An 18,455-nucleotide genomic window follows, 5' to 3' on the forward strand; every position below is an offset into this window, starting at 1 on the left:
GTTGTACTTAAAGATTATCGTTTTTATGAGGCAGAACAGAACGCTCGAGAAATCATACTCCAACGTATTCGTGATGCTGTTGAAGACGATTTTCTGATAATTGTTGGCAGTACAGGTAAGTTGAGTTTTGGGACACCTTATGTCAACGGTATTATCCTGTACAGCGACCGCCAAGATTTCAGTAACGATCAATATACACGATTTATTGAACTCGAAAGTAACCTGCTCTGGGCAGAAAAAAATCTACGTCAACCGAAAATCAATTATTTGCAAGCCAAGGGTATTGGAAGCGAATTGCCATTGAGTCCAACGAACAAGCGAGCAATGCGTTGTTTTACGACCCTTTCTCTGACGCATTCCGATGGATATTTTCTTTATACGATGGGTGTTGACTGGAGAGAACCGCATCCGCACGATGATTTTTATTGGAATTATCCTCATAAACATACGAATTGGGATTATTGGAACCGGCATACAAATTCACACGATACTTTTCTGCACGCGCATGGAGGTGCCCATTATTGGTATGACTTCTGGGATGCCGATCTTGGACATTCCATTGGGAAGCAGGGGCGGTTGTATCTGAACCGAGAGGGTTTATTCATCCGCGAGTTCACCAAGGGATGGGCAGTTTACAACCGCAGTGGGAAAGTACAGAAGATCCAACTACCAGAATCTGCGACTGGTGTTGCCAGTGGTATCACTGGTACATCACACACCGTCCCAGATTTAGACGGTGAGATTTATTTGAAGTTGGTTTCATCACCAACCGATGTCAACGGCGATGGTGTTAGTAATAAATTAAAAAGGATTAACGATGAATAAAATAAGGTCTATTTTACTATTTGTGATGCTTGGGTTTTTTGCCCTTTTTTCAACGCCTGCTGAAGAAGCAAAACTGTCGGTAATAGAACGCCTGAATGCGAGAAATTTCCCCTCACTTTTCGCGGCGTGGGCTGGGTGTCACTATATACCACCGGACGCAAATTGGACTGAAAGGCGACACGATTTGGTGTGGGGGCACCGTATCCCAGAAGGACGGTTTGAAAAAATTGATGGCAAGATTGTCCTCACTGGGGATGTTGAGGCTGCAAGAGAAAGGTGGTCAGAACACCGTCGGTATAACCCGAATATGATATTCCTCATGGATATTCCTTTCTCCGTTGCCCCACTCGAGGGTAGCAAAAACACATTATTTGGAGAAATTTTTCCAGATGATTGGCCTTTCATGATAATCCACGAAACAGGTGAGGAAGTTTTAGGGTTTACAGGTGATCACGTAAACCCACAGTCACGACTCATAGATTTCACACATATAGAGGCACAAAAAGTGATTGTCGGGATGGCGAAAGCCGTAGATGATAGTGAATTCTTTGACGGCATCTTTATTGATTGGTGGGATGAAACAGGTTTGACATTAGATGGTTACAGAACACTTGAGGAAGAATTTGAAGCACGTATACATATCCTGCAATCTATTCGGGATATAGTGAGCGATGATTTTCTGATTGTTGTCAATGGGAATCATGAAACTGCAAAGCATGCTGCCCCTTATATCAATGGTGTGCTGAGGGAGACGTTTCGTCATGCAATGCCTGATGACTTTGAACATCTTTCTATGATGTGGTTTGAGGAGGGTTTCCGCTGGGTTGAATCAGAGTGTCGCGTCCCACAGATACCGTGTTTTGAGGCAGAAGGGATTGGGGTTCAATCTCCGATGAGTCCTGAAAACCTACAGGATATGCGGTGCTTGACAGCATTGTATTTGACGCATTCGGACGGATTTTTTACTTACACGATGGGCGTTAATTTACGTGATAGACAGAATCACGTACATGATAGTCATTGGGTTGGTGGGCCTGACCATGATGACCTACACGCAAGAAGCATTGTTCATGAGCACCATCACGAGCATTACTGTTACGATTTTTGGTATGCCGATTTGGGTCGTCCGATCGGAGAGAAATTTCAACTTTATGAGGATAGAGAGGGGCTATTTATCCGTGAGTTCACTAACGGCTGGGCAGTCTATAATCGGAGTGGAGAAGAGCAGATTGTCAAACTTCCCGTCAAATCAAGTGGCGTGGAGAGTCGGATTACGGCTATCGAACATACAATCCCTGATTTAGATGGCGAGATCTACTTGAAAAGTACTGGCGAGGTTGCTGACCTCAACAGCGATGGGGTTGTCAACATACTGGATTTGGTATTGGTCGCCAATGCTTTCGGGGAAGCGACACCCGATCTCAACGGCGATGGCGTGGTGAATATCCTTGACCTCGTTATTGTCGCAAATAATTTCACTGACAATTGATTCTGATGATATGTAGGACGCAGAGAAGCAACCCGGAATGGACGACTCCCTGAAATGGTGCGCTGATTTTGAAACGGGATTTATTGAAGATCGTATGGAAAGGAGAGTTTTGATGAGAAGATTACTTTTCCTTTTGTTGATCGCTTGTTCTTCTGTTGTTGGGTGTAGCGACAACGTTGACATCGGACTCGTTGTGGAGCAACTTCAGGCTCAAACGGAGCAGTCCACTGTTCAAACAACACTGCCACCAGAGGTACTTGAAGCGATGAAGTTCCAAGCGGATAAGATGGATAAACAGCTAAAAAACATACTGACCATAGCTGATCGCCACATAGAAAATCCCGAGATAGTGGAGCACTGGAAACAGAAGAAGCAACAGGTTCTTAAAAAAGGGTTACCAGATATAGATTTCCACGCACTCCAAAAGGCGTTCTATACCAAGTATATTGATGCCGGTGGCATTGCGATTGTGTCACCTGATAAGGTCAAAGATGTGTTTTTACTTGCTGCCAGAGACGCTATTCTCGTCATGACCTCCAAGTTTCCTGAACTTCGGGAGCGACTGCTCGCCAAACACGGCAGGTTTTATATGATACTTGTTAAGGACCCTAAAGATTTGCGGGACATACCTGAGATGCAGTTGAATAACTCAGTTATCAATGATACAGAATATCGTTACTCTGGTGCATGCAGTAAAAATACCGGATTTGAAGTGGAGGGTGAAATCGCCGATTATGTAAGAGGCTACTGTTTTGCGCATGTCCATGAAAGATCCGCCTGCCCGCCGCTAAACATATTTATACATGAGTTTGCGCATGCATTAGAGTGGGAGATGGAGTATTTAAAGCCTGGTATTCGGGATCGAATCAAAGAGGCTTATGATCAGATGATAGCAGAGTTCGGAGAGGAAGCAAAATCAAAATACCACATGGCAGTAGCACCGCATGAATACTTTGCGGTAGGGGTTGAGTGGTGGTTTCGGAATTTATCGTGGTCTGAGAAACTTATTGAAGAACATCCGATGCTGGCGGAACTTCTTGCAGAATGGTTTCCGAGGGTCGAGTGCTCTATGGATTGGGATTTAATAATTACAGAGTCCGGAATCACAGAAGCCGTTTATGACTCCATTTCTTGGAAATTGGTCGATGATGAATAATTGAAAGGAAACAAAAATGCCACATAGAAGGGTGCTGCCTACTATACTTATGATGTCCATGCAGCAGCGATTACAATGCTTTGGCGTATCCGTGAGGGGGTTGATGAAGTCAGGGATGATTTTCGTTAACTCAAATCGCACCAAGATACCGCGTTCGGCATCCTACGTCAATGGGATGTACATGGAAACTATAAATTCTCCTTCACATGGTTATACCCACCAAAACCTTATTGAGATTGAAAAACACTCCTCTGGGGCAAGCAACATCTTTAAATACTTTTTCAGTTTGATAGTACTTTTTGTAGTGATTTCACCTGTATTAGGTGAGTTTTCGGTTAGAGAAAAACTTGATAATCGAAGTATGCCCTCTATTTTTATTCCGTGGGGTGGGGTTTTTGTGGATCGCCCTGAACTTACTGATGCACAGATGATAGCATATCACGATCTATTTTGGTCACCCGAATTTGAGCTCTATTTCGAGATAATAGATGGGAAGGTTGAACTTCTTGGAGATTTTCAAGAAGCGAGCAGACAACAGGATGAACTTCTCCGAATAAATCCGAATATGGTTTTCATTTTACAAATTAATATGAGAGGCGCGGATCCATACTCATGGCACCTAAAGGGGCTTTATACAGAAGGCTTTCCGTGGATCACAACCGGTGATGGGAGTCAAGTGTTAGATTCACCGCCGGAGCATTATGTTGACTTTCTCATAGATTTTACACATCCAAAAGCACAAGAAATTATTATTGGTCAGGTCATCGCTGTTGCTGAAAGCGGGTTATGGAACGGTGTTTTTTTCGATTTCTGGAATGAGAAAGGGATCGTCCTTGAAGGATACCGCACTTATGAGGCTGAACAACAGGCACGTACTGATATTTTACAGGGCATCCGTGAAACCGTGTCAGATGATTTTTTGATAATCGTCAATAATACCGGTAAACTCAAACGCGCCACGCCTTATGTAAATGGTATCTTCATGGAAACCTTCCGTGAAGATCTAAAAAACTACACACACGACGGACTTAAGTATCTTGAAAATATTTTACTTTGGGCGGAGGATAACCTTCGGGAACCACAAATAATTTGTTTGGAAGCGGAAGGTATTGGTGCTGAACTGCCCACAAGTCTGAATAATCGACGCGAGTTGAGAAAAATGACAACCCTAAGCTTAACGCATTCCGAAGGCTATATGACCTACACGCTTGGAGTACAGTGGGGTGAACCTCATCCACATATAGAAAACTATTGGGAGATTCACAGTGAATCACATGACACTTTGCTGCATATTCATCACCATGAAAGCTATTGGAATGATTTCTGGAGTGCTGATCTCGGTCAACCTATCGGTGAAAGGGGGCAACTCTACGAAGGGATTGATGGACTTTTTATTCGAGAGTTCACTAACGGCTGGGTGGTCTATAACCGTAGTGGGAAAGCACAAGATATCCAACTACCCATGCAAGGTACCGGCGTAGAAAGCGGTATCACAAGCATAACACATACTCTTCCCGATTTGGATGGCGAGATCTATCTGAAACAGGAAACCGAACCATCTACGGATGTCAATGGCGATGGTGTTGTGAATATACAAGATTTAGTGATAGTCGCGAATGCCCTTGGTAAAGCGGAGCCGGATCTGAATGGTGATGGCGTTGTGAATATACAAGATTTAGTGATTGTTGCAGATAATTTTTGAAGGAAAAGGGTGGACGGACACACAACGTACCCCAAATTTTACTACCTCGGTGGTGGTTACGATTACCCAAGGTTCTTTAAGTGTTACTATCATTTCGGAACTTTTCAATCTTATGATATTCTTATTTGCCAAAAATTTGTCACTTTTCCTTGAAATAATCGTTAAATTCTCTTAAAATTCTTTAACTCTCGTTTAACTCTCGTTAAAGAGATAACTTTCAACCTTTTTTTTAGCGTTATATCGCATATATCCCAAAAATTTCCGCCAGCACGCCTCGTGCGACTTCAACGAAGAAGGATACAAGACAATGGTTGAACTTACACGGAAAGACATCGAATTTTTCAAAACTGAAGGATACTTGGTCAAACGGAACGTCCTTGATCCAGAATTAATGGAACGCGCACGGACAAGACTCTGGGACGGTGCGCCCGAAGGACGTAAACGTGAGGATCCTGAAACTTGGATAGGTCCCTTCACGCCTGAAGAGGAAAACGTTGACAAAAGCAATAATCGCCGAGGTTTCCGCTGGAACTTCCGTGAGCCGGGTGGAGAGGGTTGGATGGTTCAACTCCTTGCCACCGATCCAAACGTCTGGGGAATGGCGGAGCAGCTTTTAGGCGAAGGGAACCTCGTACAACCAGAACGCGTTCGAGGTATTTACTGCACGCTGCCTTATGGAGATGTCCCTAAAAAATCAATCGGGTGTCATGTGGACGCGCACCCGTTTCATCTCGGAGCGGTCGGTTATATTGACGATGTACCCCCAGAGGGCGGTGGGTTTACTGTCTGGCCCGGGAGCCATCAAGTCTTCTATTACGATTACCATTCCCAATACAAGAACGAACCGACACCACAGTATGATGTTGACCGCGAACGTATCAGCAGAGGTCCAGGGATTGAATGCCACGGCAACGCTGGAGATATCGTTTTCTGGCACCATCGCATCGGACATGCTGCTGGACATAACTATTCACGGCAGATCCGGCAGGCGGTGCTATACGATTTCCGAAAGACAGAATTGGAACGGACGCAAGAGGAGCCGCCTAATGAGGACATGTGGCGGGATTGGCCCGGCATCAAGGCGTTAGAAAATGGTTCATCATAGCATTACGTAGGTGTGGTTTGTAGCCACGTTCCTATGCTTCAGTCTAACAGGTTTGTAGGCGCGGTTTTATGAAGATTAATTTTTTAATTCGGTAATTCCTTGGTGAAGCCCGGTGCGGTTAGGAAACCGCACCTACCGGGCCTGGGGGAAATTAGGATTACCGAATTATTTTCTTAAACTTCATTTAACCGCGCCTTCTGTAGTTATCTCAAGCCCAATTCCTTCAATGTTCCTGCCATCATATCATGCGCGATTTGCGCTTTCTCCATCCGCATGTGCGGAAACGTCTCCACCGAGATATACTTATCGTATCCCACTTTCCCTAAACTCGCTGCGAAGGTCCGAAAATCCAATTCATCTCCTTCTTCACCGGGAATCAGAAAGGTGCTGTAGGGATACATGCCTGTCACGCCTTTCACATGACAATGCGCCGTCAGCGGTCCCAATTTTTCGGTAACCTCAGCGATGTCCTCACCGAGATGATAGAAATTCGTGATGTCGTTAAGCGACTTCAGCGCATCTGATCCGACATGCTCAATCAGAAGCGTTACTTTTGCAGACGCATCAATGGTTGTTGCCTCGTGGTTGTGGATGTTCATTGTGATGCCGAGTTCTTCCGCGCGACGACAGATCGGTTTCAACACATCGACAAGGAGCCGCCATGCGAATGCGTCGCCGTTATCACCACCGTAGCCAGTGAGAAAGTTAACACCACCTGCACCAAGTGCGACTGCTACATCTTGCAGAAGCGCGTAGTGGTCAACTGCTTTCTGTTGATCTTCCGCTGCCAGTTGGTATAGCGCCCCTCCGGTAAACGGATTGATAACAGAAACCTTTAATCCACTGTCGGCTACCATCGTTTTGACCTCTTTGAGCAAGTCGTCTGTGACTTCTCCAGAAGGAATATGTGCTTCTGGACCGCACATCATCTCAATCGCATCATAGCCAGCATCGGCGAGAATTGTGATGACTTCGTTTAGCGGAATGTCCTTCATCCCACCCGCATGATAAGAGATACCAATCACTGTTATTTCTCCTTTGCTTGTTCACTCTTTCGTTCTTCCTGTTATATCCCATAGGTGTACGGCCCCGTCGTTGTGCGCACTGGCAAGTGTGATACTATCAGGGGCAAACTGCAACGCTTTTATTTCTCTATTACCAGTCGTGATGATAGAGAGCAAACGATAATTCTCCATGTCCCAGATGAAAATCTTGTTCCACCAACGCTTACCGACACTGGCAAGCGTATTGCCATCTGGCGAAAAAGTTAACAGATTGACCCATCCCCCCGGGCTATTGAATATATGAAGCAACTGTCCGGTGTCAGTATCCCACAGTTGGATTTTCGCAGTAGCAACATCGTATAACCGAACTTCTCTGTCTTGACCGCCACTGGCGAGAATTTTACCGTCTGGTGAAAATGCCAGGGCACTGACCCGATAGGTATCTGGTATAAGGAAGAATAGAGAACCTTCCTTACCAGTATTCAATCCAATAGCAGGTTCACCTACAAATCGGAAGTGAGTAAACCACTGTTCTATCGAAAAGCGGCGATATACCTCTTTTTCCGGGATCCGACGCGGCATGAAACTATTAACTTTCCAAATCCAACGCGTAATGATTTTATCACTCAATGCGGCAGCATACGCAATCGTTCCAATACTGTTAAGAATCCTGTCGTGCGCGAACAGGCCAAAACTATACAACTCACGGCGACCAGTGGCACTGTCACATACATCAATAACACCATTTTGACTGGCGATCAGGAGTTTGGCACTATCTGGAGAAAATTCTAACGCAGTAAGCGGTGAAATGAACTCTGTAAAAGTCAATCGTGAAGTAACGGTTTTGATATCCCACAACCGAATCGTATAAGGTGCCATCTGATAATGCGCTATCTTCTGTATGGGTACGGAAGGATCCCATAAGATCGTTGGATGGGTACTGCTCCGTTCTCTATCCCGACTCACACTCGCCAATGTTTTGCCATCCGGTGAGAACGCTATGGCATGAACCGGCCCGGTATGTCCTTTAAAGGTGGACAGATGCTTACCAGTATCAACATTCCACAGATGCGCTTCTTGTGCTATACCGGTCGCGAGCGTTTGTCCATCGGGTGAAAAAGCAATTGCATTTACGCCTTGCCATCTTCCATGATTGGACGGCTCTTTGAACGTGGCAAGATGTGTGTAAGTTTGGGCATACGCTTTGGGTAAATATGGAGCATCTCGTAATAATAGCGGAAATATGACGCTCTCCGCAACAAGGAGTAAAATCACATCAAATACTGCACAGGTGAAGAGTAAAAGAATTCCGAACGGTTGTGTCTCTCTCATCAAAATATTCGGGCAGGATACCCCTTGCTTTAGCTGGGGGAGAAATGCCCGATCCTATAATTAAAGTTTAGTTTTCTTAGGACTTTGAAGTCCATTCGTTTTGCACCCGTTGTGAGTCGTTTTCCATCCAAACTGTAGAGAGAAAACAAACCTTTGGCGTTGAGCCCTGCTAACCTTGTTAATCCGTATTTGATATGCTTAACAAGGGTATTCTTTACTAAACCCTTACACAGCACAGTGCCCCCATATCTTGAACGAATGCCGCCCTTTTTGTATTGTTCTCTATGCAGATTGCGCCTTGCTATAGGGATCGGTGATATACACATCACTGCTTTGTTGTCTACACTGCTGGTGCCACCGACAGTATAATGTGCCAAGCACCAACTATCGACACAATGTGCATCAAAGTCTTCAGATGACTTCTTCGATGACTTCTTGAGTCCGAGTTTATCACGAAGCTCTTGCGTTTCGTAGCCCTGAAGCAGCAGCAACTCCCACCGTTTTTCGATTTCGCTATAGAACCACTGTTTGCCAACTTCAAGTGGACTAAAAGAGGTATTCCACTTCTTGGCATGTGCTATCGTTCTTGCTTTGATATCCTCAACACAGACATGCGTCACAGGAAACAGTTTTGATAACCAATCAAGGATGCGAAGTTTCCAGTCCCAGCGTGCGCGGGTGCCAGCAGGTATACGCTGCTTGTTCGCGAGACGGTTGGTTCTCTGCTTGCGGTTCGGACACTTCCGTGAACGTCTACTTCTACGCAACTCGCGACGCTTTGCGACTTTCTTACCCACTTGATTATGGGCGTCTGCTTGCACATTCAAGTAGGTGTGTGCTGCCGATTTGGTGCTAAAGCCTTCTTTCTTGCTACCGGGATCAACACCGACAGCAATCTCTTGTGTATTCCTATCAGACGGTTCTTTGTTGAGACGGATACAATATATGCCATTATTTACGTAGGGTGTTGCTTCGCCACGCTTGACGAGTTTTCTGGCGCGTGCGGCGTGTAGTGGCATGAGTTGTTGTCCGTCTTTGGTTCTAACAGGCACAAACATAAGTTTGTATTCTCCCTTACGGGGTATATGTTTCCCCTTCCAGATCACAGTATCGAAGAAGAATCAGACTTGGGGAGCATCCGAAACGTCGTTCTAACTACCACGCTAAGATACTGCGATATGTTACTGTAGTCAACGGTTTACCTTGTGGAGTGGACGTTTGGTATACGCTTCGCACAAGCCCCCGACTTCAGTCGGGGGTTATTGACTTTGATCACTTCAGTTTGGGTAATCTTATCAGCATGGCCACAAACACACTGTAACGACAAACAAATTAGAGATTAGCACTGTTCTGATCTGAAGTGAATGAATGTATCTTTTATGTTTCGTAGGTCTGTATCATTCCCTTATAAGGAGCGTTCCTTCCTGTGTCACGCATAGAAGTTTTTGGCTATCTGTCGAAAAGATCAACTCACGGATAGCACCTTCTGTGATGGGAAACGCGGACATAAGGGCATCAGTGCCGACATTCCATAGTTGAATGTGCCGATCCCTGCCGCCACTTGCAAGCAGTTCGCCATCGCGAGAAAATGCGACAGTATCGACCGAGTCAGTATGTCCCCTTAAGATAGATAGCACACGTTCGCTATCCACATCCCACAATCGAACAAGTGTGTCCGAACCACCACTCGCCAGCACTTTACCTCGTGGCGAAAACGCGAGCGTCAAAACAAGTCCATCATGTGCCGTGAAGGTTGACAAAAACCTACCCGTCTCAACTTCCCATAATCGAATCTTACCGTCTCCGCTACCACTTGCAAGCGTTGTGCCATCCGGTGAAAATGCCAAACTCCTAATACGTCCTGGAGCTTCAGTTGCACTGGCAAGCAACCGTTCAGTGCGCGGATCCCATCCCGGAAGCGGAACGCCATCCGGCGATGAGGAGGCTAATGCTTGTACTAAATTGGAATCTCCGGCGAGCGTCAATGTCTCACGAGCAGTCGCGGTATCCCATAGGCGAAGTGTATTGTCTTCACTGCCACTCGCGAGTACGGTATTATCTGGCGCGAATGCCAATGCGCGCACCCGTTCCGTATAACCTGAGAGCATCGCAAATTGCGCACCACTATCCGTATCATATATCCAGATACGACCATCACCGCCTGCGGCGAGTCGGGTGCCGTCTGGTGAGAATGCGATGTCCGTCACTTCACCTTTACTCAGCCTCAATTTGAGTCCCGGTGGCAACTCAGATTCAATGCTGTTCTGGAACAAGTCTATTTTTTCCATAATGTTTCTCTCATCAAATTAGGCAGCAGTCCAATCCAAAACAACCCCAGTATACACATTCGGTTCATTGAGGAGGCCATCATACGCCTGCTTAATCTGCTCCGGGTTGAGACGATGCGAGATTAAGGGTTCAACGTGCAGCTGCCCGCGCGCCATCCAGTCAAAGATAGTTTGTTGTTTACTCCACTGAGAAGTTCGGTTGCCGATGTCCGGATACATCGGTACACACCATTCTAATGCCCCACGGATGGTAATCCATCGTAGATGCGTTTCAGACAGCAGATCCGTTAGATCGCCATGAACTGAGACGCGTGGCGAACCGAGAATGATGAGCTGCCCATGATTAGCGGTGACACGGAGTGCCTGCATGACGACACCACTGTGTCCGACTGCATCGACGGTAATGTTGCCGAGTCCGCCGCCGGTAATTTCTTGAACCGCTGCTTGTGCTTCATCCGCACTGCCACCGACGGTGTGTTGAATCCCGCACCGCTCCGCGAGTTTCCGTCGCGCTGCTACCGGGTCCACACCGATAACGCGACACCCGTGAATTTGAAACATTTGCGATGCCAGATTCCCGACAAGCCCTAACCCGAAAACAACAACCCACGGGTTCGTGCCAATTTCTCCGACAACTATCGCCGTCATCGCAACGCCTGCCATTCGGGATGCCGCAACGACAGCCGGATCTACCGCTTCTCTGACAGGTGCGACCAGTCGGTCTTCTGAGTAACGAATCGTTGAGGCGTGTCGTCCATAAGTGAAGACTCGGTCACCCGGAGCCGCGCGGGTCACATCTGAACCGACTTCACGGACAACCCCAACATTCGCATAGCCAGAACGCCACGGATATTCGCACCAAGCACCTTTTTGAAAAACTTTCGGCTCTTTCGCCGTATAGTTTGCGAGTTCCGTCCCACTACTAATAAAGGTGTATTCTGTGTCTATCAGTAATTCGTTGGCAGCGAGCACCGGCGCATCTATGTCGGCAGTCTGCAGTTCAACTTGGTTTTGACCAGTTACAACGACTTCTCTTATTCTCATGACGAATCTTCCTCTCCTAACTCGTTTAATTCTTCTTGTTTAATTTTTTGAATTAATCTCTGCATCCGTTTGTATCTTACAAGCCCAACAAAAAAGGTAGCAATACCCAATAAAATAAAGATGATGCCGATTACCTCAATGACATGTGAGCTAAAGATGGCGACCTGCGAGCTAAAGATGTCTTTGAAGTGCACAAAGGATAAACCTGCGACAAATAGTGTTAGTGCTGTACGAATATAGGCGAGGAAAGTACGCTCATTGGCAAGAATAGTCCGGTCTGCCGCGAGGTGATCGCGCAAGATAAGTTGGTCTTCTAATCCTGTATAGGGCGTTGGTTTATCTTGCATCTGCTCCTTATCCTTGCTTTAAAAGAGATTTAAAATAATGACCCCGGTAAGCCATCCATAAAAAGTCTGCATGCACCGTAACCGCTTTGCTGTGCGCCGATATTCCACCGTATAACGCGCCGGGTTTTGAAAGTAAAGTGATTGTCGTTGAGGCACAGACAAGTCAATTGTCGGTGTTAAGACACTCAGGACAATAGTGCTTATGCCGAGCAGGACAATATTGACTGTAGGCACGATACTGAGAATCACTCCGAATAGTGTCCATCGCCATTTTGCAACGCTTCGCGATGCGTCTAATCTTGCCGCATGAATCAGCGATACAGAAGGCGTTTGCGTTATAGAAGCCATGCGTGATGTCCGTATTGTCACCGAGCCGCCCTTACCCTAAAACGCATGCTGACGCTAACACGCATTAACCCTCGTACCTTAGATTCTTGCCGTTGTCGGGCCCGCCTTGTCCCCAAACCCAGACATTACGGAAGTATGCCTGTTTTTCAGGGGGTAACCCTTCAATAATGTGCTTTGGTACTGACGGCTTGTGAAATTGGCACCCAACGAAATTGTAGCAATTGAAGATAGCGATCCGCGGGCGATCCGGATTTTGCCATGCAACTCCCGAATGACAAAGGTTTTCTGTGAAGATAATCACAGAACCTGGCGGACAACTGTAGGTCTCAAAGAGCGGCGAATCTGTCTGCCGGTGCGTTTCAGGAATTCGGAAATTCGCTTTATGGCTCCCCGGCAAGAATAGCGTCCCACCTTCACCCGCTTTGACTTCGTTCAGTTCAAAGACAACGCGCGTTAATGCAGCGTATATCTTCCCATCGTGGCACTGGTAGTTGAAGTTCGGATTTACATTTCGTACACCACCGTGTGGTGGCGGTCCACCATCTCCTACTGTCCGATAGGTGAACCAACTCGACTCCATCCGGATCTCTCCAAGAATCTCACGAAGAATACCAATCACGACAGGGTGGTCAATTAAAAATGAGGCAGTCCCACCCGGAAACCGCCGTTCGTGTGCCGGTAAAGATTCCGGGTCAGTACGAATCGTCTCAATCTGCACTTTCAGTGCTGTAATCTCCGAAGTTGTCAAGACTTCAGGGATTAGCAGATAACCCTTGAGATCAAAGATAAATTTCTGTTCTTCAGTCATAACAACAATCCTTTCAAGCAAACAACGCTGTTGATCCTCTAACACTATTATAGCAAATTTTTCCTTTAATTCAAACGATTTTTCTTTTTTGTAGGAGCGACACGCACTGACAACTTCTCGAAAAATTGATAACCTTTTCTTGACACTGATGCCTACTATATGCTATATTTAAAGACATACCACAAATGGCGTTTTTCAGTTGAAGCAACGCCGCGGAATTGAACTTTATTTATCAAAAAGAAACGGAGTAACCAGTTTGATGGATTACAAACAAGCGTTAGACAACAAAATCGCAGATTATAACTTGCTTAACCACCCATTTTACCAAGCGTGGAGTGCTGGCGAGTTGCCAGTCGATGCATTACGCGCTTATGCGCGTGAATACGGTGCCTTTATCTCTACGGTCCCTAAGGGATGGGAGACACTTGACGATGCCGAAACCGCAGCGGAGGAGACGGAGCACATTGATATGTGGGCCGATTTTGCCGATGGACTCGACACAGTGGTCTCTGAAGCACAGATCCCACAGGTGAAGGTATTGCTTGAAACAGCAGATGAACTTTTCTCCGAACCCGCAACCGCACTCGGTGCGCTCTATGCGTTTGAGGCACAGCAACCGGCAACAGCGCAATCAAAACTCGCCGGTTTGAAGGAATTCTACCAACTCCCTGAAACGGTTGAGCCGTATTTTGAAACGCATTCGCACAATGAGCATGAAGCGGAGAAACTGCTTGAATGCATCGGCGCGTTACCATCGGAATCTCACACCACTGTCGTGCAGGCATGTGAACAGATGAGTGTCGCCTTGTGGAATGCGCTCACAGGAATTCATGATGCCGAATGCGCATGATACAGTGACATCATATTTTGATGCCCTCGTTGCCAGAGATGCTGAAACCCTCATTGAAATGATGCTTCCTGCTACACACTACGTCAAGATCGGCACCGATGCAGACGAAGTTGTTGAAGGCAGCACAGAAATCGTGGCGTATTATCGAAACCACGTCGCAAGCACTGAGGATTTCAGCATCAAGTTTATTAATTTTGACGTACAGGAACGCGACAATGTCGCGTGGTTCTACACACGACAAGTCTGGAAGCTCAAATGGCAAGGCACACCAGAGGAATTCGTGATGCGGATGACAGGTGTTTTGGAAAAAGTAGATGACGCGTGGAAGTTCGCGCAGATCCACGCCTCAATCGGGGCATCAACAACGGAGGACGCATTGTGATAACTCTTTCTAAAGAAATTCAAAAAGCGATCAAGGACGCTCAGGAGGATCCTGTACGGTTAGTGGATCCAGAAACAAAAGCGGAATATGTTGTGTTACCTGTTGAAACATTTGAACGGATGCGAAAAGGTGTATACTACGACGACGGTCCAATAACAGAAGAGGAACAAACTGCCTTACTCGTTGAAATGGGACTCAGTATTGGTTGGGATGATCCAGAGATGGACGTTTACAACGACATGGTTCCTCGGAGGGATGATGAAAGTTCAACGCGGTGAAATAGAGAAACCCTTGCAAATTTCAACGATCTCTTTTGACGGTGATATGACCTTATGGGATTTTCGGAAGGTGATGCGGCATTCGCTCAAACAAACATTAGCTGAGCTGCAAAAACAGATACCAACGCTGCGTGCCTCGAAACTTACCGTTGACGAAATGATTGCAATCCGCGACCAATTGGCTGAAGAGGTAAAAGGCGAAATCTGGAGTCTGTTGGAAATTAGACAGCGCGCCTTTGAACGGACACTTGAACACATCGGACACCCAGATAAAGACCTCGCTGCGCACCTCAATGCAATATACCGTAAACATCGCTACGGGGATATAGAACTGTATCCAGATGTTGTCCCGACCTTTGATACTTTAGCACCACACTTCAAGTTGGGATTGCTCTCGAATGGAAATACTTACCCCGAAAATTGTGGGCTCGACGGACGTTTCGCCTTTGTTGTCTTTTCCCAAGATGTACAAGTTGAGAAACCGGATCCAAAAATCTTTCAGATCACAGCAGAAAGAGCAGGTTGCGAACTAACACAAATGCTGCATGTAGGGGATTCTCTTAAGAACGATGTTGCGGGAGCAAAAAACGTTGGCGCGCCTTCTGTCTGGCTCAACCGTGAAGGTGTATCCAACGACACAGATATTCAACCCGACTACGAAGTAACATCATTGGCTGAAATCCCTGCGATTGTTGGGTTGGATAATCTGTAGCATCCAAAATCCTTTGCAAAAAACTATCTCTTTATGCTACTATAGTAAACATGGAGCGCACGAACAGCGTTACAACAAAAAACACTCTAAATATAAAAAAGTCAAGCGCGTCTCGACTTGCACTGGTAGAGAGCAATACACCAGAGGCACTCCGAAAACTCTGCCGTGATTATTGGACTTGGCACTTTGACGAATCGCTATCTGATGCTGTTCAGTTGCTGTTAAGCACAGAACTCGGTTGGGAAACGATGCCACAGCTCACAACACCACCGGTCGGTGAAGTTATCTCACCACTCGGTTACGCGCTTGCACACGAAGATAAAAAAGTCTATGATGCCGCATTACACGTATTAGATGCAACTGTTCACATTCCCGCAGGGACAGCATACATCGGCGAAGAGAATGCCCCGCTTGAGATGGATGGGTTTGGGATTGGAGTCTACCCTGTAACCAACGCACAATACCAACGATTTGTTCAGGATACAGGACACACGCCACCGCAGGATTGGACAGACGGCATCTATCCAGCAAACAGGGGGGATCACCCGGTCATCTGGGTTACTTGTGAAGATGCTGAGGCATATGCCGGTTATATCGGCGGCAGACTACCGACGTTTTCTGAGTGGCAATACGCTGCACGCGGAGTTGCCGATGACAGACTTTTCCCGTGGGGATATGAGATTGACAAGCCGCGATGCAACACCGCAGAACTCGGCGCAGGCACAACGACACCCGTCGTTAGTTTCAGGGACGGCATCAGTCCTTTCGGTTGCTACGATATGGTCGGTAATGTTTGGGAATGGACGGCTACCCCTTATGACGATGATGGGGGTTTCCGTGTAGCATGTGGCGGGGCATGGTATTACAATCATGACTATAGTACCTGCACGAGTTACGATTTCTTTAGCAACGGATACGCGGAATTTGTGATTGGGTTCCGTATTGCGTGTTAGGTCATGGAAAAAACAGATGAAAGACAACAAAACCGACGCAGAAAACGCCTTAGTACCTGATGATTCCGGAGTGTCCTCAAGCCAGGCACAAAAGGAACTTATCCAGCGTGGACAGGTCGATATTCATACGCATCAGACCGCCGCGAAACACTTAAAAGATGGCGCGGATGCTTTAAACGCTCGAAATTTTGCGAAAGCGATTGAAGAATTTCAGCAGGTCATTCAGTATAACCGTGAATCGGCGGAGGCGCATTTCCATCTCGGTTTGGCGCATTTTATGCTCGGTGAATATGAAAAGGCGATAGATGCGTATAAAATGGCGGTCGCTTGTGAACCGAGCGAAGCGACAGCGCACATTAATCTTGCTGCAACTTATCGCTTGTTGAAACGCTACGACGAGGCGGTTGAGGTTTACACGCGTGCCATCCGTTTTATTCCAAATCACGCTGAGTTGCATTCTGAGCTGGGGGCAGTCTATACATTTCAAGGCAAGCGGCGTGAGGCAATCAACGCATACAAAGCAGCGATGCGAATTAAATTGAAACTTATTGGAGATACTTCATAAGACGGACAGACGGCATGCAGTTTACTGAATGCCATCACGGAGAATGTCATGTTTGTTTCCGATGAAGATTTGATGATGAAATGTGGTAAAGGGGATATAGGGGCGTTCGAGTTGCTCGTGCGACGGTATCAAAACCCGCTGATTAACTATATCCACCGTTCTATTGACGACTATCACCGCTCCGAAGACCTTTCTCAGGAAACGTTCCTTCGGGTCCTCAAGAGCGCGAACCGTTATGAACCGACCGCATCGTTCAGAAGCTGGCTCTACACAATCGCCACGAATTTGTGTCGGAACGAGATTCGGAACCGTTCACGTCGAAATACCTGTTCCCTTGAGGGTCTGGTTGAAGAAGGCGAGGATGTGCATCACACTGAGATCATGCGGGATACCCGCTATCTGCCGGATATACTCCTCGAAAAAAAGGAACAGCGACAGATGATCCGCAAAGCGCTTGCACAGTTACCAGAAAATCAACGTGTCGCATTGACGCTCGTTACATATCAAGATTTACGATATGAAGAGGTTGCGGAAATTCTCGGATGCTCGGTAGGGGCTGTTAAAGCGTTGATTCATCGCGCTCGGCAAAAGATGAAAAAACTTCTTATCAAAGCCGGAATAGGGGAGGAGAGGGTCAATGAAAAAATATAGACAGACCGAATCCTCAGACATATACAGCTCGGAATGTGAGGCACTACTTGCGAGTCCAGACGAACTCTCCGCTTACATCGATAAAGAGTTACCCGTATGGAAACGCCATCTCATCCGACGGCACCTCAAAAAGTGCGAAATTTGTGCTGATCGTGTGCAACGTTTACAACAGACCGATAGTTTCCTCCGTCACGCCGGAGAAGTAGAAGTCTCTGATGATTTCTTAAGCGGAGTGATGGCGCGCGCGTCTGAAGCTGCACTGCATCAGCGACAACACGATTCGCTGCGCTCTCACGTCGCACGGTTCGTTGAAACATCGCTTGGATGGACGCGGCACCTCTCTCCATTGATGGGTAGCCTACGTTACAATATCCGGACGCGGAGTCCAGTTTATATCTTCATACTGACTTTTGCCGTTTTTACAATGGTAGGCGTAACGCTTTACCCGCCTTCTGGTGATAAATTATTAGAGAAATCGCATGAACTTGAACTGAATGCCGAAAAGTTAATTTCCTTTGAGGTTATTCAGCCCGAACCACCTAAGCGTTTACTTACAACCTACCTTCAAGGAGAGTAAGTTGCCCCTTCAAGGCATGCGTTCCTATCTGCTTGACGA

General features: G+C 46.6%; 21 protein-coding genes. 13 read left to right on the forward strand and 8 right to left on the reverse strand.

Annotated features, from left to right (window positions below):
* The first annotated feature begins 120 nt into the window (after window positions 1-120).
* From OXH00_11965 to OXH00_11985, 5 genes are all read left to right on the forward strand, one after another.
* Entirely contained in the window at window positions 121-825 is a 705-nt protein-coding gene (locus OXH00_11965) for a hypothetical protein (protein MCY3741727.1), read from the forward strand.
* Window positions 818-2,314 (forward strand): dockerin type I domain-containing protein, encoded by a 1,497-nt coding sequence (locus tag OXH00_11970; GenBank protein MCY3741728.1) that lies wholly within the window; start codon window positions 818-820, stop codon window positions 2,312-2,314. The genes OXH00_11965 and OXH00_11970 overlap by 8 nt, the downstream gene beginning before the upstream one ends.
* Window positions 2,315-2,426: 112 nt before the next feature.
* Window positions 2,427-3,470, forward strand: coding sequence for a hypothetical protein (locus OXH00_11975; GenBank protein ID MCY3741729.1), 1,044 nt, complete (start codon window positions 2,427-2,429; stop codon window positions 3,468-3,470).
* A 16-nt stretch (window positions 3,471-3,486) separates the two neighbouring features.
* Window positions 3,487-5,172, forward strand: coding sequence for a putative glycoside hydrolase (locus tag OXH00_11980; GenBank protein ID MCY3741730.1), 1,686 nt, complete (start codon window positions 3,487-3,489; stop codon window positions 5,170-5,172).
* Between the two features lie 307 nt (window positions 5,173-5,479).
* A complete protein-coding gene (locus OXH00_11985) occupies window positions 5,480-6,277 on the forward strand; it encodes a phytanoyl-CoA dioxygenase family protein (GenBank protein ID MCY3741731.1) in 798 nt (265 codons plus the stop codon).
* Window positions 6,278-6,480: 203 nt separating this feature from the next.
* Here OXH00_11985 and OXH00_11990 read toward each other — a convergent pair whose 3' ends face one another.
* From OXH00_11990 to OXH00_12025, 8 genes are all read right to left on the reverse strand, one after another.
* Window positions 6,481-7,302 carry a sugar phosphate isomerase/epimerase gene (locus tag OXH00_11990; protein ID MCY3741732.1) on the reverse strand — a complete coding sequence of 274 codons (822 nt, stop codon included), beginning with the start codon at window positions 7,300-7,302 and terminating at the stop codon, window positions 6,481-6,483.
* 21 nt (window positions 7,303-7,323) lie between these two features.
* Window positions 7,324-8,613, reverse strand: coding sequence for a WD40 repeat domain-containing protein (locus OXH00_11995; GenBank protein MCY3741733.1), 1,290 nt, complete (start codon window positions 8,611-8,613; stop codon window positions 7,324-7,326).
* A 29-nt stretch (window positions 8,614-8,642) separates the two neighbouring features.
* Entirely contained in the window at window positions 8,643-9,671 is a 1,029-nt protein-coding gene (locus tag OXH00_12000; protein ID MCY3741734.1) for an RRXRR domain-containing protein, read from the reverse strand.
* A 339-nt stretch (window positions 9,672-10,010) separates the two neighbouring features.
* A complete protein-coding gene (locus tag OXH00_12005) occupies window positions 10,011-10,901 on the reverse strand; it encodes a WD40 repeat domain-containing protein (GenBank protein ID MCY3741735.1) in 891 nt (296 codons plus the stop codon).
* Window positions 10,902-10,919: 18 nt separating this feature from the next.
* Window positions 10,920-11,945 (reverse strand): zinc-binding alcohol dehydrogenase, encoded by a 1,026-nt coding sequence (locus tag OXH00_12010; GenBank protein MCY3741736.1) that lies wholly within the window; start codon window positions 11,943-11,945, stop codon window positions 10,920-10,922.
* The gene (locus tag OXH00_12015) at window positions 11,942-12,292 is read right to left on the reverse strand and encodes a DUF202 domain-containing protein (GenBank protein ID MCY3741737.1); all 351 of its coding nucleotides are present in this window, start codon (window positions 12,290-12,292) and stop codon (window positions 11,942-11,944) included. The genes OXH00_12010 and OXH00_12015 overlap by 4 nt, the downstream gene beginning before the upstream one ends.
* 18 nt (window positions 12,293-12,310) lie before the next feature.
* Complete coding sequence (locus OXH00_12020) at window positions 12,311-12,640, reverse strand: hypothetical protein (protein ID MCY3741738.1); 330 nt, start codon at window positions 12,638-12,640, stop codon at window positions 12,311-12,313.
* A gap of 64 nt (window positions 12,641-12,704) precedes the next feature.
* Window positions 12,705-13,448 (reverse strand): phytanoyl-CoA dioxygenase family protein, encoded by a 744-nt coding sequence (locus OXH00_12025; GenBank protein MCY3741739.1) that lies wholly within the window; start codon window positions 13,446-13,448, stop codon window positions 12,705-12,707.
* 259 nt (window positions 13,449-13,707) lie between these two features.
* On the opposite strand from OXH00_12025, the gene OXH00_12030 reads away from it, so the two are divergent.
* From OXH00_12030 to OXH00_12065, 8 genes are read left to right on the forward strand one after another with little or no spacing between them, the layout of a single operon-like run.
* The gene (locus OXH00_12030; GenBank protein MCY3741740.1) at window positions 13,708-14,298 is read left to right on the forward strand and encodes an iron-containing redox enzyme family protein; all 591 of its coding nucleotides are present in this window, start codon (window positions 13,708-13,710) and stop codon (window positions 14,296-14,298) included.
* Complete coding sequence (locus OXH00_12035) at window positions 14,261-14,680, forward strand: nuclear transport factor 2 family protein (GenBank protein ID MCY3741741.1); 420 nt, start codon at window positions 14,261-14,263, stop codon at window positions 14,678-14,680. The genes OXH00_12030 and OXH00_12035 overlap by 38 nt, the downstream gene beginning before the upstream one ends.
* On the forward strand, window positions 14,677-14,958 hold the full coding sequence (locus OXH00_12040; protein MCY3741742.1) for a hypothetical protein: 282 nt from the start codon (window positions 14,677-14,679) through the stop codon (window positions 14,956-14,958). Before OXH00_12035 ends, OXH00_12040 begins: the two co-directional genes overlap by 4 nt.
* On the forward strand, window positions 14,936-15,670 hold the full coding sequence (locus OXH00_12045; protein MCY3741743.1) for an HAD family hydrolase: 735 nt from the start codon (window positions 14,936-14,938) through the stop codon (window positions 15,668-15,670). Before OXH00_12040 ends, OXH00_12045 begins: the two co-directional genes overlap by 23 nt.
* A 50-nt stretch (window positions 15,671-15,720) precedes the next feature.
* Window positions 15,721-16,623, forward strand: a complete 903-nt coding sequence (locus OXH00_12050) for an SUMF1/EgtB/PvdO family nonheme iron enzyme (GenBank protein ID MCY3741744.1) — start codon at window positions 15,721-15,723, stop codon at window positions 16,621-16,623.
* Between the two features lie 16 nt (window positions 16,624-16,639).
* Window positions 16,640-17,188, forward strand: a complete 549-nt coding sequence (locus OXH00_12055; GenBank protein MCY3741745.1) for a tetratricopeptide repeat protein — start codon at window positions 16,640-16,642, stop codon at window positions 17,186-17,188.
* 48 nt (window positions 17,189-17,236) lie between these two features.
* The gene (locus tag OXH00_12060; GenBank protein ID MCY3741746.1) at window positions 17,237-17,839 is read left to right on the forward strand and encodes a sigma-70 family RNA polymerase sigma factor; all 603 of its coding nucleotides are present in this window, start codon (window positions 17,237-17,239) and stop codon (window positions 17,837-17,839) included.
* Window positions 17,826-18,416 carry a zf-HC2 domain-containing protein gene (locus OXH00_12065; protein ID MCY3741747.1) on the forward strand — a complete coding sequence of 197 codons (591 nt, stop codon included), beginning with the start codon at window positions 17,826-17,828 and terminating at the stop codon, window positions 18,414-18,416. Before OXH00_12060 ends, OXH00_12065 begins: the two co-directional genes overlap by 14 nt.
* Window positions 18,417-18,455 lie beyond the last annotated feature (39 nt).

The organism is Candidatus Poribacteria bacterium, assembly GCA_026706025.1.
Lineage (GTDB): Bacteria > Poribacteria > WGA-4E > WGA-4E > WGA-3G > WGA-3G.

Excerpts from the sequence above, each read along its gene's own strand:
- OXH00_11970 (MCY3741728.1), top strand. The coding sequence starts at position 818 with ATGAATAAAATAAGGTCTATTTTACTATTTGTGATGCTTGGGTTTTTT.
- OXH00_11975 (MCY3741729.1), top strand. The coding sequence starts at position 2,427 with ATGAGAAGATTACTTTTCCTTTTGTTGATCGCTTGTTCTTCTGTTGTT.
- OXH00_11980 (MCY3741730.1), top strand. The coding sequence starts at position 3,487 with ATGCCACATAGAAGGGTGCTGCCTACTATACTTATGATGTCCATGCAG.
- OXH00_11985 (MCY3741731.1), top strand. The coding sequence starts at position 5,480 with ATGGTTGAACTTACACGGAAAGACATCGAATTTTTCAAAACTGAAGGA.
- OXH00_11995 (MCY3741733.1), bottom strand. The coding sequence starts at position 8,613 with ATGAGAGAGACACAACCGTTCGGAATTCTTTTACTCTTCACCTGTGCA.
- OXH00_12000 (MCY3741734.1), bottom strand. The coding sequence starts at position 9,671 with ATGTTTGTGCCTGTTAGAACCAAAGACGGACAACAACTCATGCCACTA.
- OXH00_12005 (MCY3741735.1), bottom strand. The coding sequence starts at position 10,901 with ATGGAAAAAATAGACTTGTTCCAGAACAGCATTGAATCTGAGTTGCCA.
- OXH00_12010 (MCY3741736.1), bottom strand. The coding sequence starts at position 11,945 with ATGAGAATAAGAGAAGTCGTTGTAACTGGTCAAAACCAAGTTGAACTG.
- OXH00_12015 (MCY3741737.1), bottom strand. The coding sequence starts at position 12,292 with ATGCAAGATAAACCAACGCCCTATACAGGATTAGAAGACCAACTTATC.
- OXH00_12020 (MCY3741738.1), bottom strand. The coding sequence starts at position 12,640 with ATGGCTTCTATAACGCAAACGCCTTCTGTATCGCTGATTCATGCGGCA.
- OXH00_12025 (MCY3741739.1), bottom strand. The coding sequence starts at position 13,448 with ATGACTGAAGAACAGAAATTTATCTTTGATCTCAAGGGTTATCTGCTA.
- OXH00_12030 (MCY3741740.1), top strand. The coding sequence starts at position 13,708 with ATGGATTACAAACAAGCGTTAGACAACAAAATCGCAGATTATAACTTG.
- OXH00_12035 (MCY3741741.1), top strand. The coding sequence starts at position 14,261 with ATGCGCTCACAGGAATTCATGATGCCGAATGCGCATGATACAGTGACA.
- OXH00_12045 (MCY3741743.1), top strand. The coding sequence starts at position 14,936 with ATGATGAAAGTTCAACGCGGTGAAATAGAGAAACCCTTGCAAATTTCA.
- OXH00_12050 (MCY3741744.1), top strand. The coding sequence starts at position 15,721 with ATGGAGCGCACGAACAGCGTTACAACAAAAAACACTCTAAATATAAAA.
- OXH00_12055 (MCY3741745.1), top strand. The coding sequence starts at position 16,640 with ATGAAAGACAACAAAACCGACGCAGAAAACGCCTTAGTACCTGATGAT.
- OXH00_12060 (MCY3741746.1), top strand. The coding sequence starts at position 17,237 with ATGTTTGTTTCCGATGAAGATTTGATGATGAAATGTGGTAAAGGGGAT.
- OXH00_12065 (MCY3741747.1), top strand. The coding sequence starts at position 17,826 with ATGAAAAAATATAGACAGACCGAATCCTCAGACATATACAGCTCGGAA.